This window comes from Micrococcus sp. 116, from assembly GCF_902506395.1.
Classification (GTDB): Bacteria; Actinomycetota; Actinomycetes; order Actinomycetales; family Micrococcaceae; genus Micrococcus; species Micrococcus luteus.
This window is the reverse complement of record NZ_LR732370.1, coordinates 299,955-321,894: the sequence shown is the minus strand read 5'-3', so window position 1 is coordinate 321,894 and position 21,940 is coordinate 299,955. Positions and strand designations below refer to the sequence as shown.

Sequence of the window (21,940 nt, the reverse complement as noted above, 5' to 3'; positions counted from 1 at the left end):
CCGTGCCCCACGACGAGGCCCGCTGGGAGGCGATCGCAGAGGCACCCCGCCGGGACGGGCAGACCGTCCTCCCGGCGGGTCAGGCCTCCGACGCCGGCGCCGCGTCCCCGCCGTCGAGCACCGCCAGCAGGTCAGCACCGGCGAACATCTGAGCGGTCTGACGCGCCGAGGGGGTGCCCGCGTCCGGGTCCGCACCGGCCGCGAGCAGATGCCGCATCGAGGCGACATCCCGTTTGAACGTGGCGCAGGTCAGGGCGCGCTGGCCGCGATCGTTGGCGTGCTCGATCTCGGCGCCGGCCTCGATCAGCATCGCCACCGTGTCCGGGTGCTCGTGATAGGCGGCGAGCGTGAGGAAGGAGTCGCCCGCGTGGTTGCGCAGGCGCGTGCTCACCCCGGCGTCCAGGTACGCCTTCAGCTGGGCCGTGTCCCCGTCACGCGCCATGTCGAAGAGCCGGTTCGCCAGCTCGATGTCCTTCTCGCTCCACTGCTCACTCATGCCCGCCAGTATGGCGGACGCCGCGACGATCGACCGCTCCGCAGCGACATCTCCGCGGGTCTGCCCGCAGGTGATGTCGCCGGCCGGCGGTCAGACGAGCACCGGGAACAGCCCCGCCCGCCCCGCGGTTGCACCCGGCATGACCCGCAAGCACCTCGGCTTCCTCAACTTCGGCCACTGGATCCACCGTCCCGGCGCCGAACCGGACGCGCGGCAGGCCCTCGACGACGTCGTCGCCATGGCCGTGGCCGCCGAGGACGCCGGACTCGACGGCGCCTGGCTCCGCGTCCACCACTTCCAGCGGATGTTCTCCTCGCCGTTCCCGATCCTCGCCGCGATGGCCGCCCGCACCGAGCGGATCAGCCTCGGCACCGGCGTGATCGACCTGCGGTATGAGAACCCCCTGTACATGGCCGAGGCCGCGGCCACCACGGACCTCATCTCCGGCGGCCGGCTCGAGCTCGGCGTCTCCCGCGGCTCACCCGAGGCCGCCCTCGACGGCCAGGCGCAGTTCGGCTACGCCCTCGACGAGGGGCAGACCTGGGCCGACGTGACCCGAGAGCGCGGACGCCGGTTCCTCTCGGCCGTGCGCGGCGAGGGCATCGCAACGCCGGACCTCACCTCCGGCTGGGCGCACAGCTCGCAGCCGCTGCGGATCGAGCCGCACTCCCCCGGGCTCGCGGACCGCATCTGGTGGGGGTCCGGCTCCGTGGGCTCGGTGGCCGGCGCCGCCACGGACGGCTACAACATGCTCTCCTCCACCCTGCTCCTGCAGGACGACGGCCGCCCCTTCCACGTCCAGCAGGCCGACCAGATCGCGCGCTACCGGGAGGCCTTCGCCGCGGCCGGCCACGCCGGTCCGGGCCGCACGGCGGTCACGCGCTCCGCGTTCGTCATCCAGGACCGGGAGGACGAGCTGTACTTCGGCCGGGAGCGGGCCTCGCGCGACTCCTCCGGCATGCTCGAGGGCGGCGCCGCCCGCTCCGGCCCGACCTATGCCGGGTCCGCCGAGGAGGTCGCGGAGAAGCTCGCCGCCGACGACGCCGTCGCCGCCGCCGACTGGGTCCTGTTCGCCAACCCCAACCAGCTCGGGGTCGAGTACAACGCGAAGATCTTCGCCGGCTGGGCGGAGGTCTGGCGCCTGCTCGGCTGGGATGCATGAGCCAGGCCGCGCCGCACGTTCCGGCCGCCGACGGGTTCACCCGAGCCCGTCGCGCGCGCTGGGCCGTCACCGCCGCCTTCGCGACGAACGGCGCCCTGCTCGGCGCGCTCATCCCGCACTACCCGGAGGCCAAGGCCGCGTTCGGCCTGGACCCGGCCGCGTTCGGCCTGCTCGTCATCGCGCTCGCCGTGGGCGGCACGCTCGCCGGGCCCCTGCCCGCGCCGATCCTGCGCCGGTTCGGCGCCCGACGCGTCATGCTCGCCGGCAGCGTGGCCATCGCCCTGCTCACGACGGCGGCCGGTCTCGTCCTCGACGTCGCCGGGGCGGGTGCGGGGGCCGGGCACGGTGCGGGCACGGCCGCGGCCTGGCCGCTGTGGGTCTTCGCGGGCCTCGTCCTGGCCTCGGGGGTGCTCGACGCCGTCGTGGACACCGCCCAGAACGCGCAGGGCCTGCAGGTGCAGGCCCGGCTGGCCCGGCCCGTGCTCACGACCATGCACGCCGGCTGGAGCCTCGGGGCGGCCGCCGGTGCCGGGCTCGGTGCGGCGGTCATCACCGTGGGCGGCCCCGCGGCCCTGCACCTGGGGCTCAACGGCGCCGTGTGCGTCGCGGTGCTGCTGGGGGTCCGGCGCCTGTTCCTGGCGGAGGCTCCCGTGGACTCGGCGTCCGCCCGCGGCGCCGCGGATCAGTCACCCGCACCGTCGGAGACGTCCACGCCGCCTGCCCCGGCCGCCCAAGCCCTCCCCCGCCGCGCCGCCGTGGCCGTGCTCGTCCCCGCCGTGGTGATCGCGATGGCCGGGTTCGGCGTGGAGGAGTTCGGCAACGCGTGGGCCACCCTGTTCCTGATCACGGAGCGCGGCCTGGATCCGGCCGCGGCGGTGCTCGGCGCGTCGACGCTGCTGGGCGCGCAGTTCGTCGGACGCCTCGCGGGCGACCGAACCCTCACCGCCCTGGGACGCCGCGGGGCGCTGACGGCGGGGCTGGGCGCCGTCGTCGTGGGGCTGGGGCTGGCCCTGGCGCCGCTGCCCGAGCCGGTGGCCGTGCCTGCCGCGTTCGCGGGGCTGGCCCTGGCGGGGCTCGGCTGCGCCGTGGTGGTGCCCGTGGCCTATGCGCTCGGCGACGAGGCGCCCGGGCTCCGGCCGCAGACCGGGCTGGCGGTGACGAGCTGGTGCATGCGGCTGGCCGGGGTTGGGCTCAGCCCGGCGGTCGGGGCGCTGGCCGGCGCCGTCGGTCTTGCACCGGCGCTGACGGTGTTCCTGGGCCTGGCCGCCGTCGGGGCGGTGCTCGCCGCCCGGCTGCCCGCCGCCCCGTAGGAACCGCTCAGTCGTCGTCGACCTCGCCGGCGAGGGCCTGGGCCGCCAGGTGCTCCTCGGTCGCGGCCTCCCAGATCTCCTTGGCGGCGGAGCCGTTGAGCAGCACGAGAAGCACGCCCACGATGATGTCCGCCCAGCCCGACGCCGTCAGCACCGTGATCCCGGACAGGGCGATCAGCACGACGCCGGCCACGAGGTCGTTGCGCGCCGCGAGCCAGGCCGCCCGGGTGAGGGAGCCGCCGTCGACGCGGACGCGGGCCAGCAGGACCACGCACACGATGTTCACGAGGAGCGAGCCGACGGCCGCCCCCAGCAGCACGCCCGCGGCCGGCGGCTCGGGGTCGCCGATCTTCGTGGCCGCCATGACGAGCGCCGCCACGGCCGGCAGCACGATGATCCCGGCCATGACCTTGCCGATGACCGCCTGCCGGGCCGCCGTCCACCCGAGCGCCACGAAGATCAGCAGGTTGACGGCGAAGTCCTCGAAGAAGTCGACGGAGTCCGCCACGAGGGCCACCGAGCCGATCCCCACCGCCAGGATGATCTCGACCACCAGGTAGGCGCCGTTGAGCAGGGCCACCGCCAGGACGGTGCCCCGCAGGGTGCGGGTGCGCCGGCGGTCCGCTACGGCCGCCCGGTTCACGCGCCCGGCGCGTCGTCCACGAACACGTACGTGTCCACCAGCGTCCGCGCCGCGTTGCCGCCGATGAGCCCGTCCACGATCCGCTCCAGCGGGGCCATCGCCTCGTCCACCTCGATCTGCACGGGGTACTGGGCCACGAGCAGGGCGAGCAGGTCGGCCACGGCCTGCAGCGCGTCCTCCTCCCCCAGCTCCGGATCCCAGCCCACGAGCACATCGGCCGGCGCGTCCTGGCGCTCCGGGGTGTAGGACACCGCGAACGCGCGGATGCGCCCGCCCTCGGCCTTCGGCGCGTCGCGGAGCACGACGGCGCCCGCGGCCCCGGTGGCCGGGCCCAGCAGCAGCTGCTGGGCGGCCCCGACGCTCAGGGTCGACGGGTCCCACGCGTGCACGGCGTCATAGAACGCGGCGACCGCCTGCGTCAGCTCGACGGAGCCGGTCGAGGCCTCCTCGAGGACCACGCCGTCCGGGTGCTCCTCCCCGCGCACATCCGGCAGGCCGATGGCCCCCGGGGCGATCGCGACGCGGCGGGAGCGCTGCACGGGGGTGAAGCCCTGGGCCACGAGGAACGCCTCGGTGCCGGCGGCCAGTGCGGCGGTCTGGGACCGCACGGCCTCCGTGTCCACGGGCGGGCGGCCCGTCGCACCGTCGGCCTCGGTCTGCGGGTCGGCGCCGGCCACTCCGGGCACCAGGGCGTCCTTGGCGAACCGAGCCTTCAGAGCCGTCGTCGGGATGGCGCCGGCGGCGTGCGCCTCCGCGGCGAGCCCCCGCAGGGCCGCCACGAGCGCCCGGCCGATGCCCCGGCGCCGCTCGGCAGCCGCGGTCTCGACGTACAGCCACAGCCGCCGCGGGTGCACGGACGAGGCATAGACGACGCCGGCCGCCACCGGCACCCCGGCGGCCTCGGCCACGAGCGCGCGGCGCCAGGGCCGTTCCGCGTCCTCGGCGAGCATCGCCCGGTCCTGGTGCTGCTGCGCGTTGGCCGGGTCACCCCACACCTCGAGCAGGGCCAGGTCGTCCCCGGGCCGCCAGGGACGCAGCACGATCTCCCCGCCGGCGACCGCGGCGGAGTCGAACAGCGCGCCGCCGTCGTCGTGTCCCGCGGCCCCGGCCGCTCCCGTCACGTCCCCGCTCACTTGACCAGGCGCTCCAGCAGGTAGGACTTCACCTGGGACAGCGCCACGCGCTCCTGGGCCATGGTGTCCCGCTCGCGGATGGTCACGGCCTGGTCCTCGAGGGTGTCGAAGTCCACGGTGATGCAGAACGGGGTGCCGATCTCGTCCTGGCGGCGGTAGCGACGGCCGATCGCGCCGGAGTCGTCCGTCTCGATGTTCCACAGGCCGCGCAGCTCCGCGGCGAGGGACTGGGTGGCCGGCTGCAGCTCGGGCTTCTTGGACAGCGGGAGCACGGCGGCCTTGACCGGGGCCAGGCGCGGGTCCAGCTTGAGCACGGTGCGCACGTCCACCCCGCCCTTGGCGTTCGGGGCCTCGTCCTCGGCATAGGCGTCCACGAGGAACGCCATCATGGCGCGGGTCAGGCCGAAGGACGGCTCGATCACGTACGGGGTGTAGTGCTCGTTGTTGGCCTGGTCGAAGTACTGCATCTTGGTGCCCGAGTGCTCGGTGTGCCGGCCCAGGTCGTAGTCGGTGCGGTTCGCGATGCCCATCAGCTCGCCCCAGCCGTCGCCGCCGGTGAAGCCGAAGTCGTACTCGAGGTCGATCGTGGCGTCCGAGTAGTGCGCCCGCTCGTCCGCGGGGACGTCGAACTTGCGCAGGTGCGCGGGGTCGATGCCGAGGTCGATGAACCAGTCCCAGCAGTCCTCGACCCAGCGGTCGAAGTGCTGGCCCGCCTCGGCCGGCGGCACGAAGTACTCGATCTCCATCTGCTCGAACTCACGGGTGCGGAAGATGAAGTTGCCCGGGGTGATCTCGTTGCGGAACGCCTTGCCGATCTGGCCGATGCCGAACGGCGGCTTCTTCCGGGCCGCGCCCAGAACGTTGAGGAAGTTCACGAAGATGCCCTGCGCCGTCTCCGGGCGCATGTAGTGCAGGCCCTCCTCGTTGTCCACGGGGCCGAGGTAGGTCTTGACCAGGCCCGAGAACAGCTGCGGTTCGGTCCAGGCGCCCTGGGTGCCGCAGTCCGGGCACACGATCTCGGCCATGCCCTCGGCCGGCCGGCCCTTCTTGGCCTCGAACGCCTCGAGCAGGTGGTCCTGGCGGTGGCGCCTGTGGCACTGGGTGCACTCCACGAGCGGGTCGGTGAAGGTCTCGACGTGGCCGGAGGCCTCCCACACCGCGCGCGGCAGGATGATGGAGGAGTCCAGGCCCACCATGTCCTCACGGGAGCGCACGAAGGTCTTCCACCACTCGGCCTTGATGTTCTCCTTCAGCTCCACACCCAGGGGCCCGTAGTCCCACGCGGAGCGCGAACCGCCGTAGATCTCACCGGCCTGGAACACGAAGCCTCGGCGCTTGGCGAGGTTGATGACGTTGTCCAGCGGGGACTTGGCAGCCATGGGGGCATCACTTCCGTACTCATCGGCGGGGCGGGAGGGGATCACGACGACGACGGCACCCGGCCGCCTCCGACGCGGCGGGCCCGTTCCGGCGCGGCGCGCCGGTCGATCCCGTCCAGCCTACCGGCCATGATGGACACCATGACCGAGACGAACGCACCCGACGCCCAGCCCCTGCCCATCCGTGACGAGTCCATCCGCCTCGGCCAGGCGCTCAAGCTCGCCTCCCTCGTGGAGGACGGGGCCATGGCCCGCGACGTCGTCACCGACGGGCTCGTCACCGTCAACGGCGCGGTGGAGACGCGCCGCGGCGCCCAGCTGCACGACGGGGACGTCGTCGAGTTCGCCGGCGAGGCGTTCGTCGTCCAGGCCGGGCAGGCCTGAGCCGACGCCCCGTCGGGCGGCCGCGGCGCCGTCGTCGAGCGTGTCCGGTGCGTCAGCCGCGGGGCGGCACCATGTGGGCGAGGTACTCCTTCACGTGGCCCAGCTCCTGCTCGTTGATCGCGTGGCCGAGCCCGGCGTAGACGATCTTCATGAGGTCCACGTGGGCGTTCAGCCAGGCATGGGTCTCCTCGACCCGGGGCTCGGAGATGATCGGGTCCTCCTGGCCGCGGCCCCAGAAGACCTTCGGTCGGACGCGGGCGACGTCGTCGTCGCGGGTGAACAGCTCACGCAGCTGCGGCTCCGCGAGCTGCGGGTCCACCACGAAGCCGGACAGCGCCACGGTGCACGCGTAGGCCTCCGGGTCCAGGCGCAGCAGCGACGTGGCCATGGCCATGCCCTGTGAGAAGCCGAGCAGGGAGACGGTGCGGAAGTCCCCGCGCACGGCCTGCACCCAGGCGTGCAGGGCCTTGACGGCCTCGCGGACCGGCTCGGCGGTGGAGCCCAGCTCCCCCGTGACCGGGTCTTGGGAGAGCGGGAACCAGGCGTGGGAGCCCGGCTGCAGGGGCAGGGGCGCGCGCACGGCGGCCACCGTGACGTGCTCGGGCAGGTGCGGGACGAGGCCGAACAGGTCGTCCTCGTTCGCGCCGTAGCCGTGCAGGACGATCAGCAGGTCCTCGGTGCGCTCGCCCTCGGGGCGGGACCAGCGGACGACGGGCTCGACGGCGGGGGTGGGGTTCGCGTTCACGTCCGCCAGCCTAGCGAGCGGCGCGGTCGGCCCCTCCCGGAGGTTGACCCCTCCCGCGCGACGCGGGCAGAATCCTACCCGTGGGTAACCCATCCTCCTCTCAGCCTCCGCACGCCTCCGACGCGACCCCGGTCGACGACCCCGCCGCCCATCCCTGGCGCCGCTACGTCGCCATCGGGGACTCGTTCTCCGAGGGCATCGGCGACCCGGACCCGGACCGTCCCGGCTACCACCGCGGCTGGGCCGACCGCCTGGCCGAGGAGCTCTCCCGCCTGACGCCGCCCGGCGAGGACCTGGCCTACGCCAACCTGGCGGTCCGCGGGAAGCTGCTGGACCAGATCGCCGAGGACCAGGTGGAGCCGGCGCTCGCCCTGCGGCCGGACCTCATCAGCGTGTGTGCGGGCGGCAACGACATCCTGCGCGGCGCGGACCCGGACGAGATCGCGGTCCGGCTGGACGCCGTCGTCGAGCGTCTGGCCTCCGACGGCGCCACCGTGCTGCTGTTCAACGCGACCGACGTGAAGGGCACGCCCGTCATCGGCCGCATCCGCGGCACCGTGGCGATCTACAACGAGAACGTGCGCACCATCGCCCTGCGGCACGACGCGCTGGTGCCGGACATGTGGTCACTCAAGGACCTCGCCCGGCGGGAGATGTGGGCCGAGGACCGCCTGCACTTCTCCGCGCTCGGCCACCACACGATCGCCGCGATGGTGCTGGACACCCTCGGCGTGGAGCACGGCCTCGAGCACCTGCGCCTGGCCCCGCCGGCGCCGCGCGCGTGGCGCGCGGCCCGCGCGTCGGACGCCGCATGGGTGCGCACGCACCTGGCGCCGTGGGTGGTCCGCCGCCTCCGCGGCGTCTCCTCGGGCGACGGCGTCACGGCCAAGCGCCCCGTCCCCGAGCCGCTCTTCGGCGCGCCGATGCCGCAGGGCTCGGACCACACCGAGCCGCTGGACATCGTCGAGCCCTGAGCCCGGCCGGCGGGGACCGGTGGCCGTTTCTCGAACGACAGTGCCGCGACACGCCGCCGTTTCCCGAACGAAAGTTCAGAGGGCGAGGGTGCGCTTCAGCGTGTCGGCCACCTGGCCGTATTCGGTGAGGAAGCCGTCGTGGCCGATGGGCGAGGCGATCGTGTGCACCGGCGGCCGCGCGGGCAGCGCCGCCGCGAGCGCCTCGGACTCGGCCGGCAGGTAGAGCCGGTCCGAGTCGACGGCGGCCACGAACGCCCGGCCCCGGTAGTCCGCGAGCGCCGCCGCCACGCCGCCGCGCCCGCGCCCGACGTCGTGGCCCATGAGGGCCTCGGTGACCACGAGGTAGGAGTTCGCGTCGAACCGGTCGGTGAGCTTGGCCGCCTGGTGGTCCAGGTAGGACTCCACGGCGTAGCGCCCGCGCCCGCCCGGCACCCCGACGACGGCGCCGAACGGGTCCTCGACGCCCTGCGGTTCCCGGCCGAACCGCTGGCCGAGCTCGCCCGCCGTGCGGTAGGTGGTGTGGGCGATGCGCCGGGCGATGCCCAGGCCGGCCACGGGGCCGGGGCCGGGGTAGTAGTCGCCGCCCTGGAAGTCCGGGTCGAGGCGGATGGCCGCGGTCTGCGCCTGGCCCCACGCGATCTGGTCGGCGGAGGAGGCCGCGGTGGCGGCCAGCACGCCCACCCCGGCGACGCGCGCGGGGTGGGTCGCGGCCCACTCGAGGGCGCGGGCCCCGCCCATCGATCCGCCGATCACGGCACGCCAGGCGCCGATCCCGAGGTGGTCGGCCAGGCGCCGCTCGGCCTCGACCGCGTCCCGCAGCGTGAGGAACGGGAACCGGGAGCCCCAGGGCCGCCCGTCGGGGGCCGGCGTCGAGGGCCCGGTGGAGCCGTGGCAGCCGCCGATCATGGCGGGGGCGACCACGAACCACCGGTCCGTGTCCACGGCGCGGCCCGGGCCGACGAGGGCGTCCCACCAGCCCGGCGTCGGGTCCTCCTCGTGCGCGGCCACGTGCGCGTCGCCGGTGAGGGCGTGCAGCACGAGCACGGCGTTGGAGCCGTCGGCGGCGAGGGTGCCCCAGGTCTCGTAGGTCAGCTCGACGTCGGGCAGCAGCCCGCCGGTCTCGGTGCGCAGCTCGCCGACCCGCAGACGGTGGCGGCCGCCGCGGGGCAGCGCGGTGCGCGACGGACGCGTGGCAACGGCGGTCATGCCCGCTCCCCCGCGTCGTCGTCGCCGCGGCGAGCGGCGGCCGCGAAGCCGCGCTCGAGGTCGGCGAGGATGTCCTCGATGTCCTCCACGCCGAGCGAGAGCCGCACCAGGCCGGGGGTGACGCCGGCGGCGCGCTGCTCGTCGTCGGTGAGCTGGGAGTGGGTGGTCGAGGCCGGGTGCACCACGAGCGAGCGGACGTCGCCGATGTTGGCCACGTGGTGGTGCAGGGTGAGCCCGTCCACGAACGCGGCCCCGGCCTCGCGGCCGCCCGCGATCTCGAAGGAGACGAACGCGCCCGCGCCCTTCGGCAGGTAGCGCTGGGCGCGCTCGTGCCACGGGCTGGACTCCAGGCCGGCGTAGACCACGTGCTCGACGTCGTCGCGACCCTCCAGCCAGCCCGCCACCGCGGCCGCGTTGGCCACCTGCCGCTCCATGCGCAGGGACAGGGTCTCCAGGCCGAGGTTCACCAGGAAGGCGTTGAACGGGGAGATGGCCGAGCCGTAGTCGCGCAGCAGCTGCACGCGCGCCTTCAGGATGAAGGCCAGGTTGGCGCCGAGCGGCGAGCCCACCCCGAGGTCCCGCGCGTAGACGAGGCCGTGGTAGGACTCGTCCGGCTCGTTGAAGCCGGGGAAGCGCTCGGCGTGCTGCGCGTAGTCGAACGTGCCGGCGTCGACGATCACGCCCGCGATGGCCGCGGCGTGCCCGCCGAGGTACTTCGTGGCGGAGTGGGTGACGACGTCGGCGCCGTGCTCGATCGGCCGCAGCAGGTACGGGGTGGCCAGCGTGTTGTCCACGATCAGCGGCACGCCGGCCTCGTGGGCGGCGTCGGCGACGGCGCGCACGTCCAGGACGTCGCCGCGCGGGTTGCCGAGGGTCTCGCCGAAGAACGCCTTGGTGTTCGGCCGGACGGCGGCGCGCCAGGACTCGAGGTCGTCCGGGTCGGCCACGAACGTCGTCTCGACGCCGACCTTGGCGAGGGTGTGCTTGAACAGGTTCTGCGTGCCGCCGTAGAGGCTGGCCGAGGCGACCACGTGGTCGCCGGCGCCGGCGAGGTTGAGGATCGCGAACGTCGTCGCCGCCTGACCGGAGGCCAGCAGCAGCGCGCCCACACCGCCCTCGAGCGCGGCGATCTTCTCCTCCACCGGGCCCTGCGTCGGGTTGCCGATGCGGGTGTAGAGCGGGTCGAGGTCCTTGAGCGCGAACCGGTCCGCGGCCACCTGGGCGGACGGGAAGTCGTACGAGGTGGTCTGGAAGATCGGCAGGGCGGTCGCACCGAAGGCGTGCTGGCCGACGGCGACGCCCGCGTGGACCTGCGCGGTGGAGAAGCCCCAGGCGTCGGGGGTCGGGGTGGGCTGGTCGGTCATGGCGGACCCTCCTGAAGGGTTCAGGGGCCGGACCCGGCCGCCCCGCCCGCCGGCCGACGTGCCGATCCGGGGACCGGCGTCGTCGAGGTGCCGGAGATGACCCGGCGCCGTCGAGAGGGGCCGTGGGATCGGCCCGCGCTTGCCGGCGTCCGTTGTGGGGCCGGCCTGGTCGTCACCCGGGGCACCCCACCGCGGAAGGAGGGTTGCCGGTCAGCATGCCGGGGCCTGTTGCTGACTCTCGTGACCGTGCCTCCGAGTGTAGCCCGCCGCCCCGCCACGATTTCGTCACGCGTGTCACCCGCGGATACGCTCTCCGCACGGGGCGCCCGACCCGTCAAGGGCTCGACGCCCCGCGACTCGCACCAGGTCAACCCCCGGGGCAGCCCGGGAACGGAGAGGAACAGCGCAGTGCACACCTGTCGCATGGACCACGTGTCCTACGCCGCCGGCCCCGAGGGCCTGGACGCCACGGTCGCCCGCATCGCCGAGACGCTGGGCATCGAGCGGATCAAGGGCGGTGTCCACCCCCGCTTCGGCACGCAGAACGCCCTGTTCCCCATGGCGGGCAGGCAGTATCTGGAGGTCGTCGAGGCCCTGGACCACCCGGCCTCCCTCAGCGCGCCGTTCGGCCAGCTCGTGCGCGCCCGCACCGAGCAGGGCGGCGGCTGGATGAGCTGGGCGGTGGCCACCACGGACATCGGCCGGTTCGAGCGCCGCCTCGGCCGTGAGGCCGTCCCCGGCAACCGTCGCTTCCCGGACGGCCGGGAGCTGTCCTGGCGGCAGATCGGCGTCAAGGGAACCCTCGCGGACCCGCAGCTGCCGTTCATCCTGCGCTGGGCCGACGGTCAGGAGGACATGCACCCCTCGCAGGCGGCCGAGCCGCAGGCCACCATCGAGCGCCTGAACATCGCCGGCTCCCCCGAGCGCCTCGCCGAGTGGCTCGGCGACGACGAGGACGGCCAGGTCCAGGACGTGAACATCGAGTACGTCGCGCCCTCCGGCACCCCGGGCATCGTCTCGGTCACCTTCCGCACCCCGAAGGGCGAGGTCACGCTCTGAGCGCGGGGGCGGGGCCGCTCAGCCGAGCAGCCCCGCCCGCGCCAGCAGCGGGTAGCCGACGAACCCGACGGCGTCCAGCAGCGTGTGCGCGATGACCAGCGGCATCACCCGGCGCACCCGCAGGAACACGAGCGCGAACACCACGCCCATCAGGGCGTTGCCCACGCCCGGCCCGATCCCCTGGTACAGGTGGTACGCCCCGCGCAGCAGCGCGAGGGCGAGCACGACGACCGCCACGCGGGTCGGCAGGTACAGCCCTTCGGCGCTCACCCACGACGACGGCACGGCCGGCGCCGGATCGTGCGCCAGGCCCGCGGCGCGCAGCCGCTGCAGATACCCGAGCCGGTCGACGAGCCAGGCGCCCACGATGACCTCCTCCAGCAGTCCGTGCCGCAGCGCGGAGAGCAGCAGGACCGGTACCTGGTACCAGCTCTCCCCGAGCGCCGAGCCGACGATCGCCGTCGTGATCCCCAGGGCCCGGCCGGCGGCGTAGACGCCGAGCGTGCCCAGCCCGATGGCCGCGAACAGGCCCAGGCCCCAGGCCAGGTCGCGGCCGGGGCGACGCAGGTCGAGGCCGAGCACCCGGAACGGGTTCCGGCCGCGCAGGTGCATCAGGTGCAGCACGAGGGCCACCGGCACGAGCGCGAACCCGATGCCGAGCAGCTGATAGGTCAGGTCGAAGGCCCAGCGGTCGGCCAGGGCCGGGTTGAGGACGGTGGTCTGCTCGCCGAGCGGGGCCTGGGTGGCCTTGTCGATGAGCTGGACGATCGCATAGACCGCCGACTTCCCCAGGGAGAGGCCGAGGACGATCGCGATCTCCCACCGCACCGTGCGCGCGGACGGGGCGGGCACGGTGCGGTGGGGTGCGGGACGTGCGCGGGGTGGCGGGCATGCCCTCCAGTATCGGCCCGCCCCTCTCCCCCCGGGCGCTTTCGAACGTGAGGTGGGGCCTTTCTCCCGTTCGAAAGTCCCCATTCCCCCGATGTCACGTTCGAAAGTCCGGGAGGGCGGAGGGAGCGTTAGCGTGGTCGTGTGGTCTCCCCGCCTGCCCCCAGCGAGCTCGAGCTGGTCCACCGCGCCCTGCAGCACCTCCGCCCCGGCCTCGACCCCGCCCTCGCCCGGCGGCTCCGCACAGCCGACTGGGCCGCGGCGTCCGTGGAGGAGGGCGGGCAGTTCCACCGCGTGCTCGTGCTCGAGGACGTCGGCGTCCTCCGGATGACGCGGGCCCACGAGGTGGGGGCCGCCCCGGCCGCGCGGTGGGCGCCCGAGCGGGACCCCGCGGCGCACCTGCCCCGGCGCCTGGCCCTCCTCGACGGGCTCGCCGCGGCCCTGGCCGAGCGCCGCGTGCCGTGGACCGTGCCGATCGCCCTCTCGGACCCCGTCCCCGCGGGCCCGGGCGCCGCGGTGCTGCAGCGCTTCCTCCCGGGCGGACCACACCCGCCGCACGAGGGCGATCCGGCCGTGCTGCGCGGCGTCCTCGACGACCTCGCCGCCGTGGACGTCACCGACCCGCGGATCGCCCCGCACCTCGGCCGCCCGTTCGCCTTCCGCGGCCCGTGGACGCCGGAGCGCGCCCGGCACGTCGCGGCGCTGCCGGGGGCGGTCGCCGCGCGCCTGGGCGCGTGGGAGGGGCACGACGTCGACGCGCGGCTGGGCGCCGAGGCGTGGCCGGACGCGGTCGCCGCCGTCACGGACGCCGTGACGGCGTGGACCGCCGCGCCGCCCGTGCCGCCGTCGCTCGTGCACGGCGACCTGGCCGGGCACAACATGCGCTGGCGCGCCGTGCCCGAGGACGAGGACCCGCGGGCCCCGCTGCGCTGGGCGCTGGCCGGGGTGCTGGACTGGGACTTCGCGTGCGCGTGGGACCCCGCCCTCAACGTCGCCTACCTGGCGCTGTGGCACGGCGAGGAGAAGGTGCCCGACCTGGCCCGGGACGCGGCCGAGGCGCGGCGGGCCCGCGTGTGGCTCGGGGCGATGGCCATGGAGACGCTCGACGACGCGGCGGCCCGGGACGCGATCGTCGGCGGGCTGGCCGCGGGGTCCTGGCGGCGTCTGCTGCGCAAGACCCTGCCCCGCGTGGCGCGGGCCCTCACCGCCCTGGACGGCTGAGGGCCCGCACGGACGTCAGGACACGCCCAGGCGCTCCAGCACGATCTCGCGGACGCGGCCGGCGTCGGCCTGCCCGCGGGTGGCCTTCATGACCGGGCCGATCAGGGCGCCGACGGCGGCCATCTTGCCGCCCTTGATCTTCTCGGCCACGTCCGGGTTGGCGGCGATCGCGGCGTCGACGGCCTCGGTGAGCGCGCCGTCGTCGGACACCACGGCCAGGCCCTTCGCCGCGACGACCTCCTTCGGGGCGCCCTCGCCGTCGGCCACCAGACCGAGCACCTGCTTGGCGATCTTGTCGTTGATCGTCTTCGCGGCGATCAGCTCCTCGACCTCCACCACGTGCGCCGGGGTGATCCCCAGCTCCGCGACGGCGACCTCGCGGACGTTCGCCAGGCGGGCGATCTCGCCCATCCACCACTTGCGGGCGGCCGCCGCGGAGGCGCCGGCCTCCACGGTCGCGACGATCTCGTCCAGGACGCCGGCGTTGACGACGTCGCGGAACTCCTCGTCCGAGAAGCCCCACTCTGCCTTGAGCCGCTTGTTCCGCACGGCCGGCAGCTCGGGCATGGCCGCGCGCACGCGCTCGACCCACGCGGCGTCCACGTGCACGGGCACGAGGTCCGGCTCGGGGAAGTACCGGTAGTCGTCCGCGTCCGACTTCGGGCGGCCCGAGGTGGTGCTGCGGGTGTCCTCGTGCCAGTGGCGGGTCTCCTGCGTCACGGTGCCGCCCGCGGCGAGCACCGCGGCCTGGCGCTGGATCTCGTGGGTGACCGCGTGCTGCACGGCGCGCGTGGAGTTCACGTTCTTCGTCTCGGTGCGGGTGCCGAACTCGGTGGCGCCCTTGGGCATCAGCGAGACGTTCGCGTCGCAGCGGACGTTGCCGCGCTCCATCCGCGCGTCGGAGATGTCGATGGCCTGCACGATGTCCCGGATCGCGGTGACGTAGGCGCGGGCCAGCTCGGGGGCCCGCGCACCGGCGCCGACGATCGGCTTGGTGACGATCTCGATGAGCGGCACGCCCGCACGGTTGTAGTCGACGAGGGACGCGGAGGCGCCCTGGATCCGCCCGGAGCCGCCCACGTGGGTGAGCTTGCCGGCGTCGTCCTCGAGGTGCGCGCGCTCGATCTCCACGCGGAAGACCTCACCGTCCTCCAACTCGACGTCCAGGTGGCCGTCGAAGACGATCGGCTCGTCGTACTGGGAGGTCTGGAAGTTCTTCGGCGTGTCCGGGTAGAAGTAGTTCTTCCGCGCGAACCGGCAGGTCTCGGCGACCTGCGCGTCCAGGGCCACGCCCAGGCGGATCGCGTACTCCACGACCTTGCGGTTGAGCACCGGCAGGGTGCCCGGCAGGCCGAGGTCGAGCGGGGTCACGTTCGTGTTCGGCTCGTCGCCGAACGCGTTGGGCGCCGAGGAGAAGATCTTCGTGGCGGTGTTCAGCTCCACGTGCACCTCGAAGCCCAGCACGGGGTCGAAGCGCTCCATCGCCTCCGCGAAGTCCATGGTCTGCTCTGCGTGGCTCATGCCCGGCCTCCTGCCGTGGTCGCGGTGGTGGCGCGCTGCGCGCCCTTCTCCAGCTCGGGGGCCTCGGCCCACACCGGCCCGCCCCGGCGCTGGGCCACGAGGCGTTCGAGCGCGGCGCCGGCCTCGTACAGGCGCGCGTCCTCGCGCGCCGGTGCCATCAGCTGCAGGCCGTAGGGCAGCCCGTCGACGACGCCACCCGGCACGGACATGCCCGGGATGCCGGCGAGGTTGGCCGGGATGGTTGCGAGGTCGTTGACGTACATGGTCATCGGGTCGTCCGTCTTCGCGCCCAGCTCGAACGCCGGGGTCGGCGCGGTGGGCGTGAGGATGACGTCCACCTGCTCGAAGGCGCGGGCGAAGTCCTCCTGCACGAGCGTGCGGACCTTCTGCGCGGAGCCGTAGTAGGCGTCGTAGTAGCCGGCGGACAGCGCATAGGTGCCCAGGATGATGCGCCGCTTGACCTCGGCGCCGAACCCGGCGGCGCGGGTGGCGCCCATGACCTGCTCGATCGTGCCGCCGCCGTCGGGCACCACGCGGTGGCCGTAGCGGACGCCGTCGAAGCGGGCCAGGTTGGAGGAGGCCTCCGAGGGCATGATCAGGTAGTACGCCCCGAGGGCGGCGTCGAAGCTGGGGCAGGAGACCTCCACGATCTCCGCGCCGGCCTCACGCAGGGCCGCGACGTGCTCGTCGAAGCCGGCCCGGATGCCCGGGTGGAACGCGTCCGCCGGCAGGTCCGTCACGACGCCGACGCGCAGCCCCGCCAGGTCGCGGCCGCGGGCCGCGCCGGTCAGGTCCGCCGGCGCCTCGGCCAGGGACGTGGAGTCCTGCGGGTCGTGGCCGGCGATGACCTGCTGCAGCGCCGCGGCGTCGGCCACGGTGCGGGCGGCGGGGCCGATCTGGTCCAGCGAGGAGGCCATGGCGATGAGGCCGTAGCGGGAGACCGCGCCGTAGGTGGGCTTCACGCCGACCGTGCCGGTGAACGCGGCGGGCTCACGCACGGAGCCGCCGGTGTCCGAGCCGAGGGCGAAGGGGGCCAGGAAGGCGGCCACGGCGGCCGCCGACCCGCCGCCCGAGCCGCCGGGCACGCGGTCCCCGTCCCACGGGTTGCGGGTGATGCCGAACGCGGAGTGCTCGGTGGAGCCGCCCATCGCGAACTCGTCGAGGTTGGTCTTGCCGAGGATCGGCAGGCGGGCCTCGCGGAGGCGGGCCACCACCGTGGCGTCGTACGGGCTGAGCCAGCCCTCGAGCATGCGGGAGGCGGCCGTGGTCGGCTGCCCGCGGGTGACGATGTTGTCCTTCACGGCCACGGGCACGCCGGCCAGCGGGTGCAGGGCGTCGGCCTCGGGGCCGCCGGCGGCGCGGATCGCGTCCACCTCGGCGGCGACGGCGAGGGCCTCGTCCGTGTTCACGTGGAGGTAGGCGCGCACGCCGCGGTCGCCGTCGGCGTCGGCGCGCACGTCGCCGTCGTGGGCCGCGATGCGGTCCAGGTGGGCCTGGACGAGCTCCACGGACGTGGTGGTGCCGGCGCGCAGGCGCTCGGCCATCTGCAGCGCGGTGAGCCGGACGAGCTCGTCGGCGCCGAGGGTCGCGTTCACGTCGAACGTCTCGGTCATGGGGGTGATCACTCTCCGTCCAGGATGGCGGGGACCTTGAACTGGCCGTCCTCGGAGTCCGGCGCCTGGTCGAGGGCCTCCTCCTGCGTGAGCATGCCGGCGGGCACATCCTCGCGGAACACGTTCTCCAACGCGATGGGGTGGGACGTCGGCGTCACGTCGTCGCCCGCGGCGGCCTGGACCGCGGAGACGTGCTCCAGGATCTTCTCCAGGTCGCCGGACATCGTGTCCAGCTCCTCGTCGGTCATCCGGATGTGGGCCAGGCGAGCCAGATGCTCCACCTGATCCCGGGTGATCTCAGGCATGGATCTCCTCGTGTGACGGGTCGGGGCGGGGTGGACGACGCCGGCGCGGCGGCGGCCACATCGGGGTCGAGTCTAGTGCCGGGGCCTGGACGGCCGCCGCCACCGCTTCGAGGCGGGAGATCCACCCCACCGCGGCGCTCCGGGCCCGCATGACAGGGATTTCCCGCCCCGAATGGGGTCCCGGTGCCGATGTCCCGCCCGGGGTCAGTCCAGCGCGAGCCGGTAGACGAGGAACGGGCCGGTCTCGTCGGCCGGGTCGAGGTCCGGCACCACGTCCGCGAGGAACCAGTCCCGCTCCGGGACGCGCACGAAGCCGGCGCGCTCGTACATCCGGTGGGCGCCGGTCATGGAGGGCATGGTGGTCAGCACGACGGCGTCCACGCCCTTCTCGGCGCGGGCCCGCGCCACGATCTCGGCCAGCAGGGCGCCGCCCACCCCGCGGCGGTGGAACCGCGGGTGCACGGCGAGCATGCGGAACTCGTACTCCCCGTCGCCGGAGGTCTCGGCCAGGGGCGAGCCGGGCGGGGTGAGCACCACTGACCCGGCCACCTCGCCGTCGACCTCGGCCACGAGCACCTCCGCGCGGCCGGCCCGGTCGGCCACGTCCATGAGGGTCTTCACGTAGGCGTCGTCGGGGGCGATGTGGCCGCCGTCGACATAGGACGCCAGGGTGAGCTCGGCGACCGCCTCGTGGTCCTCGGGGCGCAGCGGGCGGACGAGGGCGCTCATGCGTCGCCTCCGGCGTGCTGGCGCAGCGTGTCCTTCAGGCGGGCGCGGGTCGCGTCCGTGGCCACGACGTAGTCGCGCCGGCGCAGCCAGGCGGTGGGCACGGCCTGGTGGGGGTGGCCGTCGCGCGCCTCGTGCAGCCCCGCGAGGAACGTCGCGGCCGCCGGCTCCTGCCAGATGTTCACCCAGTAGGCGCGCTCCCGCTCCTGCGCCGTCAGTTCCGTGACCAGCCGCCTCGTGAACGAACAGCCCGGCCGCCAGAACACGACGACGCCGCCGCGCTCGACGTGCGCCTGCGCGCCGGCGAACGGCCGCGAGCGGACCCGGACCGCCCACCGGTACGTGACCGCGTAGCCGGCCAGGACGAGCCCGGCCACGATCATGCCGACCTGCTGCAGGCGCGTCCCCGCGATCATGAACGTCAGTCCGCCGGCCACGAACAGGACCGGGTAGAACCACGGGTCTCCGACGATCCGCCTCATGCCCTCTCCCCCGTCACGGCGGCCAGGGCGGACCCGTCCACGTCGCCGGCCACCATCCAGTCAGGATGTGCCGTGCCGTCCGCCGAGGCGGGCCGCGTCACCGCGACGCCGGCCTCCTCCGCCACCAACGCGCCGGCGGCCCAGTCGTACTCCTGCGTGCCGAACTCGGCGTACGCGTCCAGGGTGCCGTCGGCGACCATGCACAGGTCCAGCGCCGCCGAGCCGATCCGTCGCACGTCCCCGAACGCGGGCAGCAGGGCCGCGAGCGCCCGCACCTGCAGGGCCCGGCGGGCGGGGTCGTAGCCGAAGCCGGTGGCGAGCAGTCGCCCCGAGCGTCCGGGCAGGGGACCGGTGAGCCGCACGGGGGCGGCATCGCGGTCGGGCAGGTCCACGCCCGCCGTCGTCGCGTCCGCGGTGCTGAAGGCGCCCCGGCCCGCGCTCGCGTACCAGGTGCGCCCCAGCGCGGGCGCCGCCACGACGCCGGCCAGCCAGCGTTCGGTGCCCTCGGCCACCCCCAGCAGGTCGGCGGTCTCGGCGTCCACCGGGCCGGTGACGGCCACCGAGGTGCAGAACTGCGGAAGCCCGCGCACGAAGTTCGTGGTGCCATCCAGCGGGTCGATGGACCAGCGGTACCCGGACGGCTCGGCCGGACGGGTGGCGCCGTACTCCTCGCCGGTGATCTCGTCCGAGGGGCGGTAGCCGGCGACGACCTCCCGGACGGCCTGCTCGGCGCGGCGGTCGTAGTCGGTGACCCAGTCGGAGCCGGAGGACTTCGTCTGCGCGCCGATCTCCTCGATGCCCAGCGGGACGGCCGGGTGGTGACCGGTCCAGCGCCGGGCCAGGACGTCCGCGCCGGCGCGCGCGGCGGCCTTGGCGACCACGAGCAGGCCCGGGACCGTGGTGCGCGCGCTCATGCCGAGGCCTCCCCCTCTGCGGCGTCGTCGGTGGCGTCGTCCGTGCCCGCCGGGCGCACGGCGTCCGGGCCACCGGCCAGCAGCGCCGTGAACCCGGCCTCGTCCAGCACGGGCACGCCGAGGGACTGCGCCTTGTCCAGCTTGGAGCCGGCGGCCTCGCCGGCCACCAGGAAGTCGGTCTTCTTGGACACGGACCCGGAGGCCCTGCCGCCGCGCACGAGGATCGCCTCCTTCGCGGAGTCGCGGGAGAAGCCCTCGAGCGAGCCGGTGACCACCACGGTCAGGCCCTCGATCGTGCGCGGGGTGGACTCGTCCTGCTCGTCCTCCATGGCCACACCCGCCGCGGCCCAGCGGTCCACGATCTCCCGGTGCCAGTCCTCGGCGAACCACTCGATGAGCGCGTCCGCGATGATCGGACCGACGCCGTCGATCTCGGCCAGCCGGTCCCGGTCGCCGGCCTCGGCCGCCGCGCGCAGCGCCGCCATCGAGCCGAACGCCGTGGCCAGCGAGCGGGCCGCCGTCGGGCCCACGTGCCGGATGGACAGCGCCACGAGGGTGCGCCACAGCGGCTGGGACTTGGCCTTCTCGAGCTCGTCGAACAGGCGGAGCGTGTTGGCCGTGGGCGCGGACGGCTTCTTCGCGGTGCCGGCGGTGAAGAAGTACGGCTTGAGCGTGAACACGCCCGAGGGCACCATGCGGCCGTCCACCTTCGTACGGCCCTCGCGCCACACGCGGACCTCGCCGAGGGAGCGCTGCAGGTCCGTCAGCCCGTCCTCGCCGCGGGGGCCCGTGATCTCCTCCGGCGTGCCGGAGGCGAGGTCGAAGATCTGCGCCTCCGCCGTGATGGGGCCGGGACCCTCGGGGCGCACCTGCCCCTCGTGCTCGGCCGGGTCCTCGCCGGGGCCCTGGACGAGCCAGCGGGCGGCCTCCTCGCCGAGCGCCTCCACGTCGAAGGCGCCGCGGCTGGCCAGGTGCTCGACGCGGCCGGCCAGCTGGGCCGGGCAGGAGCGGGCGTTGGGGCAGCGCAGGTCCACGTCCCCCTCCTTGGCCGGGGCCAGCGGCGTGCCGCACGAGGGGCAGTGCGCGGGCATGACGAACTCGCGCAGCTCCCGGCCCGCCTCGATCGCCTTCTCGCGCAGCGGCAGCACGGGGCCCACGACCTCGGGGATCACGTCCCCGGCCTTGCGCACCACCACGGTGTCCCCGATCAGCACGCCCTTGGCCTTGACCACGTCCTGGTTGTGCAGGGTGGCCAGAGAGACGGTGGACCCGGCCACGGTGACCGGCTCCAACACCGCGAACGGGGTCACCCGACCGGTGCGGCCCACCGAGACCGCGATGTCCCGCAGCAGCGTGTGCACCTCCTCCGGCGGGTACTTGTACGCCGCCGCCCAGCGGGGCACGCGGGAGGTGTGGCCGAGGTAGCGCTGGTCCGCGAACGCGTCCGCCTTCACCACGATGCCGTCGATCTCGTGGATCAGCTCGTGCCGGCGCCGGCCGTACTCCTCGATCACCGCGACGACGGCGGCCAACGCCTCCTCGTCCGCACCCTCCACCACGCGGGTGTAGGGGCTCACGGGCAGGCCCCAGCCCGCGAGCGCGTCGTACACCTCGTGCTGGGACTCCAGTCCGAACGCCTCGACCGAGCCGATGCCGTGCACGAACATGGCCAGCGGGCGCTGCGCGGTGACGGCCGGGTCCTTCTGACGCAGGGCGCCGGCGGCGGCGTTGCGCGGGTTCGCGAACGGCGTCTGACCCTCCTCGGCACGACGCGCGTTGAGCTCGGCGAAGGCGGCGGAGGACATGAACACCTCGCCGCGCACCTCGAACTCGGCGGGCCAGCCCTCGCCGGAGAGCTCGTGCGGGATGTCCCCGATGGTGCGCACGTTGGCGGTGACGTCCTCGCCCGTGACGCCGTCGCCGCGGGTGGCGGCCTGCACGAGCCGCCCGTCCCGGTAGCGCAGGGCGACGGCGAGCCCGTCGATCTTCACCTCCACGAGCCAGCGGGGCGCCACGCCCGGTCGCACCTGCGTCAGGGCCTGCGCCGCGCGGCGGAACCAGACCTCGAGCTCCTCGACGGAGAACAGGTCCTCGAGCGAGTACATGCGGGCCCCGTGCCGGACGGGGGCGAACGCCTCCGAGACCTCGCCGCCGACCTCCTGGGTGGGCGAGTCGTTGGCCACGAGCTCGGGGTGCAGGGCCTCGAGGTCCTCGAGGCGGCGGTACAGCGCGTCGTACTCGGCGTCCGAGATCTCCGGGGCGTCCCGCTGGTAGTAGGCGGTCCGGGCGGCGCGGACCCGCTCCACGAGGTCCTCGTACTCCTCCCGCAGGTCCGCGGCGGGGATGTCCTGCGGATCGGGCTGGGCGGCGGATTCCTTGGGGGTGCTCACCCGGCCCAGCGTAGTCGGCGTCCCG

The 21,940-nt window shown here is 74.6% G+C and carries 21 protein-coding genes and 1 riboswitch; of the genes, 6 read left to right on the top strand and 15 right to left on the bottom strand.

The window, feature by feature from the left end; all coding sequences use genetic code 11:
• Nucleotides 1-79: 79 nt before the first annotated feature.
• Nucleotides 80-496: an ankyrin repeat domain-containing protein gene (locus CITRIK5_RS01470; RefSeq protein WP_002856236.1), complete on the bottom strand. Its 417-nt coding sequence runs from the start codon at nt 494-496 to the stop codon at nt 80-82.
• Between the two features lie 139 nt (nt 497-635).
• Between CITRIK5_RS01470 and CITRIK5_RS01465 the strand changes: the two genes are divergently transcribed.
• Both CITRIK5_RS01465 and CITRIK5_RS01460 read left to right on the top strand, forming a co-directional pair.
• On the top strand, nt 636-1,658 hold the full coding sequence (locus CITRIK5_RS01465; protein WP_020628395.1) for an LLM class flavin-dependent oxidoreductase: 1,023 nt from the start codon (nt 636-638) through the stop codon (nt 1,656-1,658).
• Nucleotides 1,655-2,968, top strand: coding sequence for an MFS transporter (locus CITRIK5_RS01460; RefSeq protein ID WP_095353461.1), 1,314 nt, complete (start codon nt 1,655-1,657; stop codon nt 2,966-2,968). The genes CITRIK5_RS01465 and CITRIK5_RS01460 overlap by 4 nt, the downstream gene beginning before the upstream one ends.
• Before the next feature lie 7 nt (nt 2,969-2,975).
• On the opposite strand, the gene CITRIK5_RS01455 is transcribed toward CITRIK5_RS01460, so the two are convergent.
• The 3 genes from CITRIK5_RS01455 to CITRIK5_RS01445 are packed head-to-tail and all read right to left on the bottom strand — an operon-like array spanning nt 2,976 to nt 6,123.
• The gene (locus CITRIK5_RS01455) at nt 2,976-3,611 is read right to left on the bottom strand and encodes a cation transporter (RefSeq protein WP_041103529.1); all 636 of its coding nucleotides are present in this window, start codon (nt 3,609-3,611) and stop codon (nt 2,976-2,978) included.
• On the bottom strand, nt 3,608-4,744 hold the full coding sequence (locus CITRIK5_RS01450; RefSeq protein WP_036317592.1) for a GNAT family N-acetyltransferase: 1,137 nt from the start codon (nt 4,742-4,744) through the stop codon (nt 3,608-3,610). Before CITRIK5_RS01450 ends, CITRIK5_RS01455 begins: the two co-directional genes overlap by 4 nt.
• Entirely contained in the window at nt 4,741-6,123 is a 1,383-nt protein-coding gene (locus CITRIK5_RS01445; protein WP_044659691.1) for a glycine--tRNA ligase, read from the bottom strand. Before CITRIK5_RS01445 ends, CITRIK5_RS01450 begins: the two co-directional genes overlap by 4 nt.
• 141 nt (nt 6,124-6,264) lie before the next feature.
• Between CITRIK5_RS01445 and CITRIK5_RS01440 the strand changes: the two genes are divergently transcribed.
• Nucleotides 6,265-6,507 (top strand): RNA-binding S4 domain-containing protein, encoded by a 243-nt coding sequence (locus tag CITRIK5_RS01440; RefSeq protein ID WP_036317588.1) that lies wholly within the window; start codon nt 6,265-6,267, stop codon nt 6,505-6,507.
• A 52-nt stretch (nt 6,508-6,559) separates the two neighbouring features.
• Here the strand turns inward: CITRIK5_RS01440 and CITRIK5_RS01435 are convergent, their stop codons facing one another.
• Nucleotides 6,560-7,252: an alpha/beta hydrolase gene (locus tag CITRIK5_RS01435; protein WP_134377310.1), complete on the bottom strand. Its 693-nt coding sequence runs from the start codon at nt 7,250-7,252 to the stop codon at nt 6,560-6,562.
• 80 nt (nt 7,253-7,332) lie between these two features.
• On the opposite strand from CITRIK5_RS01435, the gene CITRIK5_RS01430 reads away from it, so the two are divergent.
• Nucleotides 7,333-8,226 carry an SGNH/GDSL hydrolase family protein gene (locus tag CITRIK5_RS01430; RefSeq protein WP_036317586.1) on the top strand — a complete coding sequence of 298 codons (894 nt, stop codon included), beginning with the start codon at nt 7,333-7,335 and terminating at the stop codon, nt 8,224-8,226.
• Between the two features lie 75 nt (nt 8,227-8,301).
• Here CITRIK5_RS01430 and CITRIK5_RS01425 read toward each other — a convergent pair whose 3' ends face one another.
• Both CITRIK5_RS01425 and CITRIK5_RS01420 read right to left on the bottom strand, forming a co-directional pair.
• Nucleotides 8,302-9,432 carry a homoserine O-acetyltransferase gene (locus CITRIK5_RS01425; protein ID WP_010079225.1) on the bottom strand — a complete coding sequence of 377 codons (1,131 nt, stop codon included), beginning with the start codon at nt 9,430-9,432 and terminating at the stop codon, nt 8,302-8,304.
• The gene (locus tag CITRIK5_RS01420; protein WP_095353460.1) at nt 9,429-10,796 is read right to left on the bottom strand and encodes a bifunctional o-acetylhomoserine/o-acetylserine sulfhydrylase; all 1,368 of its coding nucleotides are present in this window, start codon (nt 10,794-10,796) and stop codon (nt 9,429-9,431) included. The genes CITRIK5_RS01425 and CITRIK5_RS01420 overlap by 4 nt, the downstream gene beginning before the upstream one ends.
• Before the next feature lie 130 nt (nt 10,797-10,926).
• Nucleotides 10,927-11,042, bottom strand: a riboswitch (SAM riboswitch).
• A gap of 177 nt (nt 11,043-11,219) precedes the next feature.
• On the opposite strand from CITRIK5_RS01420, the gene CITRIK5_RS01415 reads away from it, so the two are divergent.
• The gene (locus tag CITRIK5_RS01415; protein ID WP_078025700.1) at nt 11,220-11,855 is read left to right on the top strand and encodes a VOC family protein; all 636 of its coding nucleotides are present in this window, start codon (nt 11,220-11,222) and stop codon (nt 11,853-11,855) included.
• Nucleotides 11,856-11,873: 18 nt separating this feature from the next.
• Here the strand turns inward: CITRIK5_RS01415 and CITRIK5_RS01410 are convergent, their stop codons facing one another.
• Complete coding sequence (locus CITRIK5_RS01410) at nt 11,874-12,707, bottom strand: CPBP family intramembrane glutamic endopeptidase (RefSeq protein WP_236557121.1); 834 nt, start codon at nt 12,705-12,707, stop codon at nt 11,874-11,876.
• A 180-nt stretch (nt 12,708-12,887) separates the two neighbouring features.
• On the opposite strand from CITRIK5_RS01410, the gene CITRIK5_RS01405 reads away from it, so the two are divergent.
• Complete coding sequence (locus CITRIK5_RS01405; protein WP_095353458.1) at nt 12,888-13,964, top strand: phosphotransferase; 1,077 nt, start codon at nt 12,888-12,890, stop codon at nt 13,962-13,964.
• Nucleotides 13,965-13,979: 15 nt separating this feature from the next.
• On the opposite strand, the gene gatB is transcribed toward CITRIK5_RS01405, so the two are convergent.
• From gatB to ligA, 7 genes are all read right to left on the bottom strand, one after another.
• A complete protein-coding gene (gene gatB, locus CITRIK5_RS01400) occupies nt 13,980-15,485 on the bottom strand; it encodes an Asp-tRNA(Asn)/Glu-tRNA(Gln) amidotransferase subunit GatB (RefSeq protein ID WP_078025703.1) in 1,506 nt (501 codons plus the stop codon).
• Nucleotides 15,482-17,098, bottom strand: coding sequence for an Asp-tRNA(Asn)/Glu-tRNA(Gln) amidotransferase subunit GatA (gene gatA / locus CITRIK5_RS01395; RefSeq protein WP_179288526.1), 1,617 nt, complete (start codon nt 17,096-17,098; stop codon nt 15,482-15,484). The genes gatB and gatA overlap by 4 nt, the downstream gene beginning before the upstream one ends.
• 8 nt (nt 17,099-17,106) lie before the next feature.
• Nucleotides 17,107-17,403 carry an Asp-tRNA(Asn)/Glu-tRNA(Gln) amidotransferase subunit GatC gene (gene gatC / locus CITRIK5_RS01390; RefSeq protein WP_002854348.1) on the bottom strand — a complete coding sequence of 99 codons (297 nt, stop codon included), beginning with the start codon at nt 17,401-17,403 and terminating at the stop codon, nt 17,107-17,109.
• A 204-nt stretch (nt 17,404-17,607) separates the two neighbouring features.
• The gene (locus CITRIK5_RS01385; protein WP_060973931.1) at nt 17,608-18,132 is read right to left on the bottom strand and encodes a GNAT family N-acetyltransferase; all 525 of its coding nucleotides are present in this window, start codon (nt 18,130-18,132) and stop codon (nt 17,608-17,610) included.
• Nucleotides 18,129-18,611 (bottom strand): hypothetical protein, encoded by a 483-nt coding sequence (locus CITRIK5_RS01380; RefSeq protein ID WP_060973932.1) that lies wholly within the window; start codon nt 18,609-18,611, stop codon nt 18,129-18,131. The genes CITRIK5_RS01385 and CITRIK5_RS01380 overlap by 4 nt, the downstream gene beginning before the upstream one ends.
• Nucleotides 18,608-19,525 (bottom strand): inositol monophosphatase family protein, encoded by a 918-nt coding sequence (locus CITRIK5_RS01375; RefSeq protein WP_020625516.1) that lies wholly within the window; start codon nt 19,523-19,525, stop codon nt 18,608-18,610. Before CITRIK5_RS01375 ends, CITRIK5_RS01380 begins: the two co-directional genes overlap by 4 nt.
• Nucleotides 19,522-21,915 (bottom strand): NAD-dependent DNA ligase LigA, encoded by a 2,394-nt coding sequence (ligA, locus tag CITRIK5_RS01370; RefSeq protein ID WP_159832919.1) that lies wholly within the window; start codon nt 21,913-21,915, stop codon nt 19,522-19,524. Before ligA ends, CITRIK5_RS01375 begins: the two co-directional genes overlap by 4 nt.
• Between the last annotated feature and the right edge of the window lie 25 nt (nt 21,916-21,940).

What these genes read in the sequence shown, in the direction of transcription:
- gatB (WP_078025703.1), bottom strand. Translation starts at nt 15,485, where the DNA reads ATGAGCCACGCAGAGCAGACCATGGACTTCGCGGAGGCGATGGAGCGC.
- CITRIK5_RS01415 (WP_078025700.1), top strand. Translation starts at nt 11,220, where the DNA reads ATGGACCACGTGTCCTACGCCGCCGGCCCCGAGGGCCTGGACGCCACG.
- CITRIK5_RS01380 (WP_060973932.1), bottom strand. Translation starts at nt 18,611, where the DNA reads ATGAGGCGGATCGTCGGAGACCCGTGGTTCTACCCGGTCCTGTTCGTG.
- CITRIK5_RS01440 (WP_036317588.1), top strand. Translation starts at nt 6,265, where the DNA reads ATGACCGAGACGAACGCACCCGACGCCCAGCCCCTGCCCATCCGTGAC.
- CITRIK5_RS01445 (WP_044659691.1), bottom strand. Translation starts at nt 6,123, where the DNA reads ATGGCTGCCAAGTCCCCGCTGGACAACGTCATCAACCTCGCCAAGCGC.
- CITRIK5_RS01375 (WP_020625516.1), bottom strand. Translation starts at nt 19,525, where the DNA reads ATGAGCGCGCGCACCACGGTCCCGGGCCTGCTCGTGGTCGCCAAGGCC.
- gatA (WP_179288526.1), bottom strand. Translation starts at nt 17,098, where the DNA reads ATGACCGAGACGTTCGACGTGAACGCGACCCTCGGCGCCGACGAGCTC.
- CITRIK5_RS01425 (WP_010079225.1), bottom strand. Translation starts at nt 9,432, where the DNA reads ATGACCGCCGTTGCCACGCGTCCGTCGCGCACCGCGCTGCCCCGCGGC.
- CITRIK5_RS01470 (WP_002856236.1), bottom strand. Translation starts at nt 496, where the DNA reads ATGAGTGAGCAGTGGAGCGAGAAGGACATCGAGCTGGCGAACCGGCTC.
- CITRIK5_RS01460 (WP_095353461.1), top strand. Translation starts at nt 1,655, where the DNA reads ATGAGCCAGGCCGCGCCGCACGTTCCGGCCGCCGACGGGTTCACCCGA.
- CITRIK5_RS01420 (WP_095353460.1), bottom strand. Translation starts at nt 10,796, where the DNA reads ATGACCGACCAGCCCACCCCGACCCCCGACGCCTGGGGCTTCTCCACC.
- CITRIK5_RS01385 (WP_060973931.1), bottom strand. Translation starts at nt 18,132, where the DNA reads ATGAGCGCCCTCGTCCGCCCGCTGCGCCCCGAGGACCACGAGGCGGTC.
- CITRIK5_RS01465 (WP_020628395.1), top strand. Translation starts at nt 636, where the DNA reads ATGACCCGCAAGCACCTCGGCTTCCTCAACTTCGGCCACTGGATCCAC.
- gatC (WP_002854348.1), bottom strand. Translation starts at nt 17,403, where the DNA reads ATGCCTGAGATCACCCGGGATCAGGTGGAGCATCTGGCTCGCCTGGCC.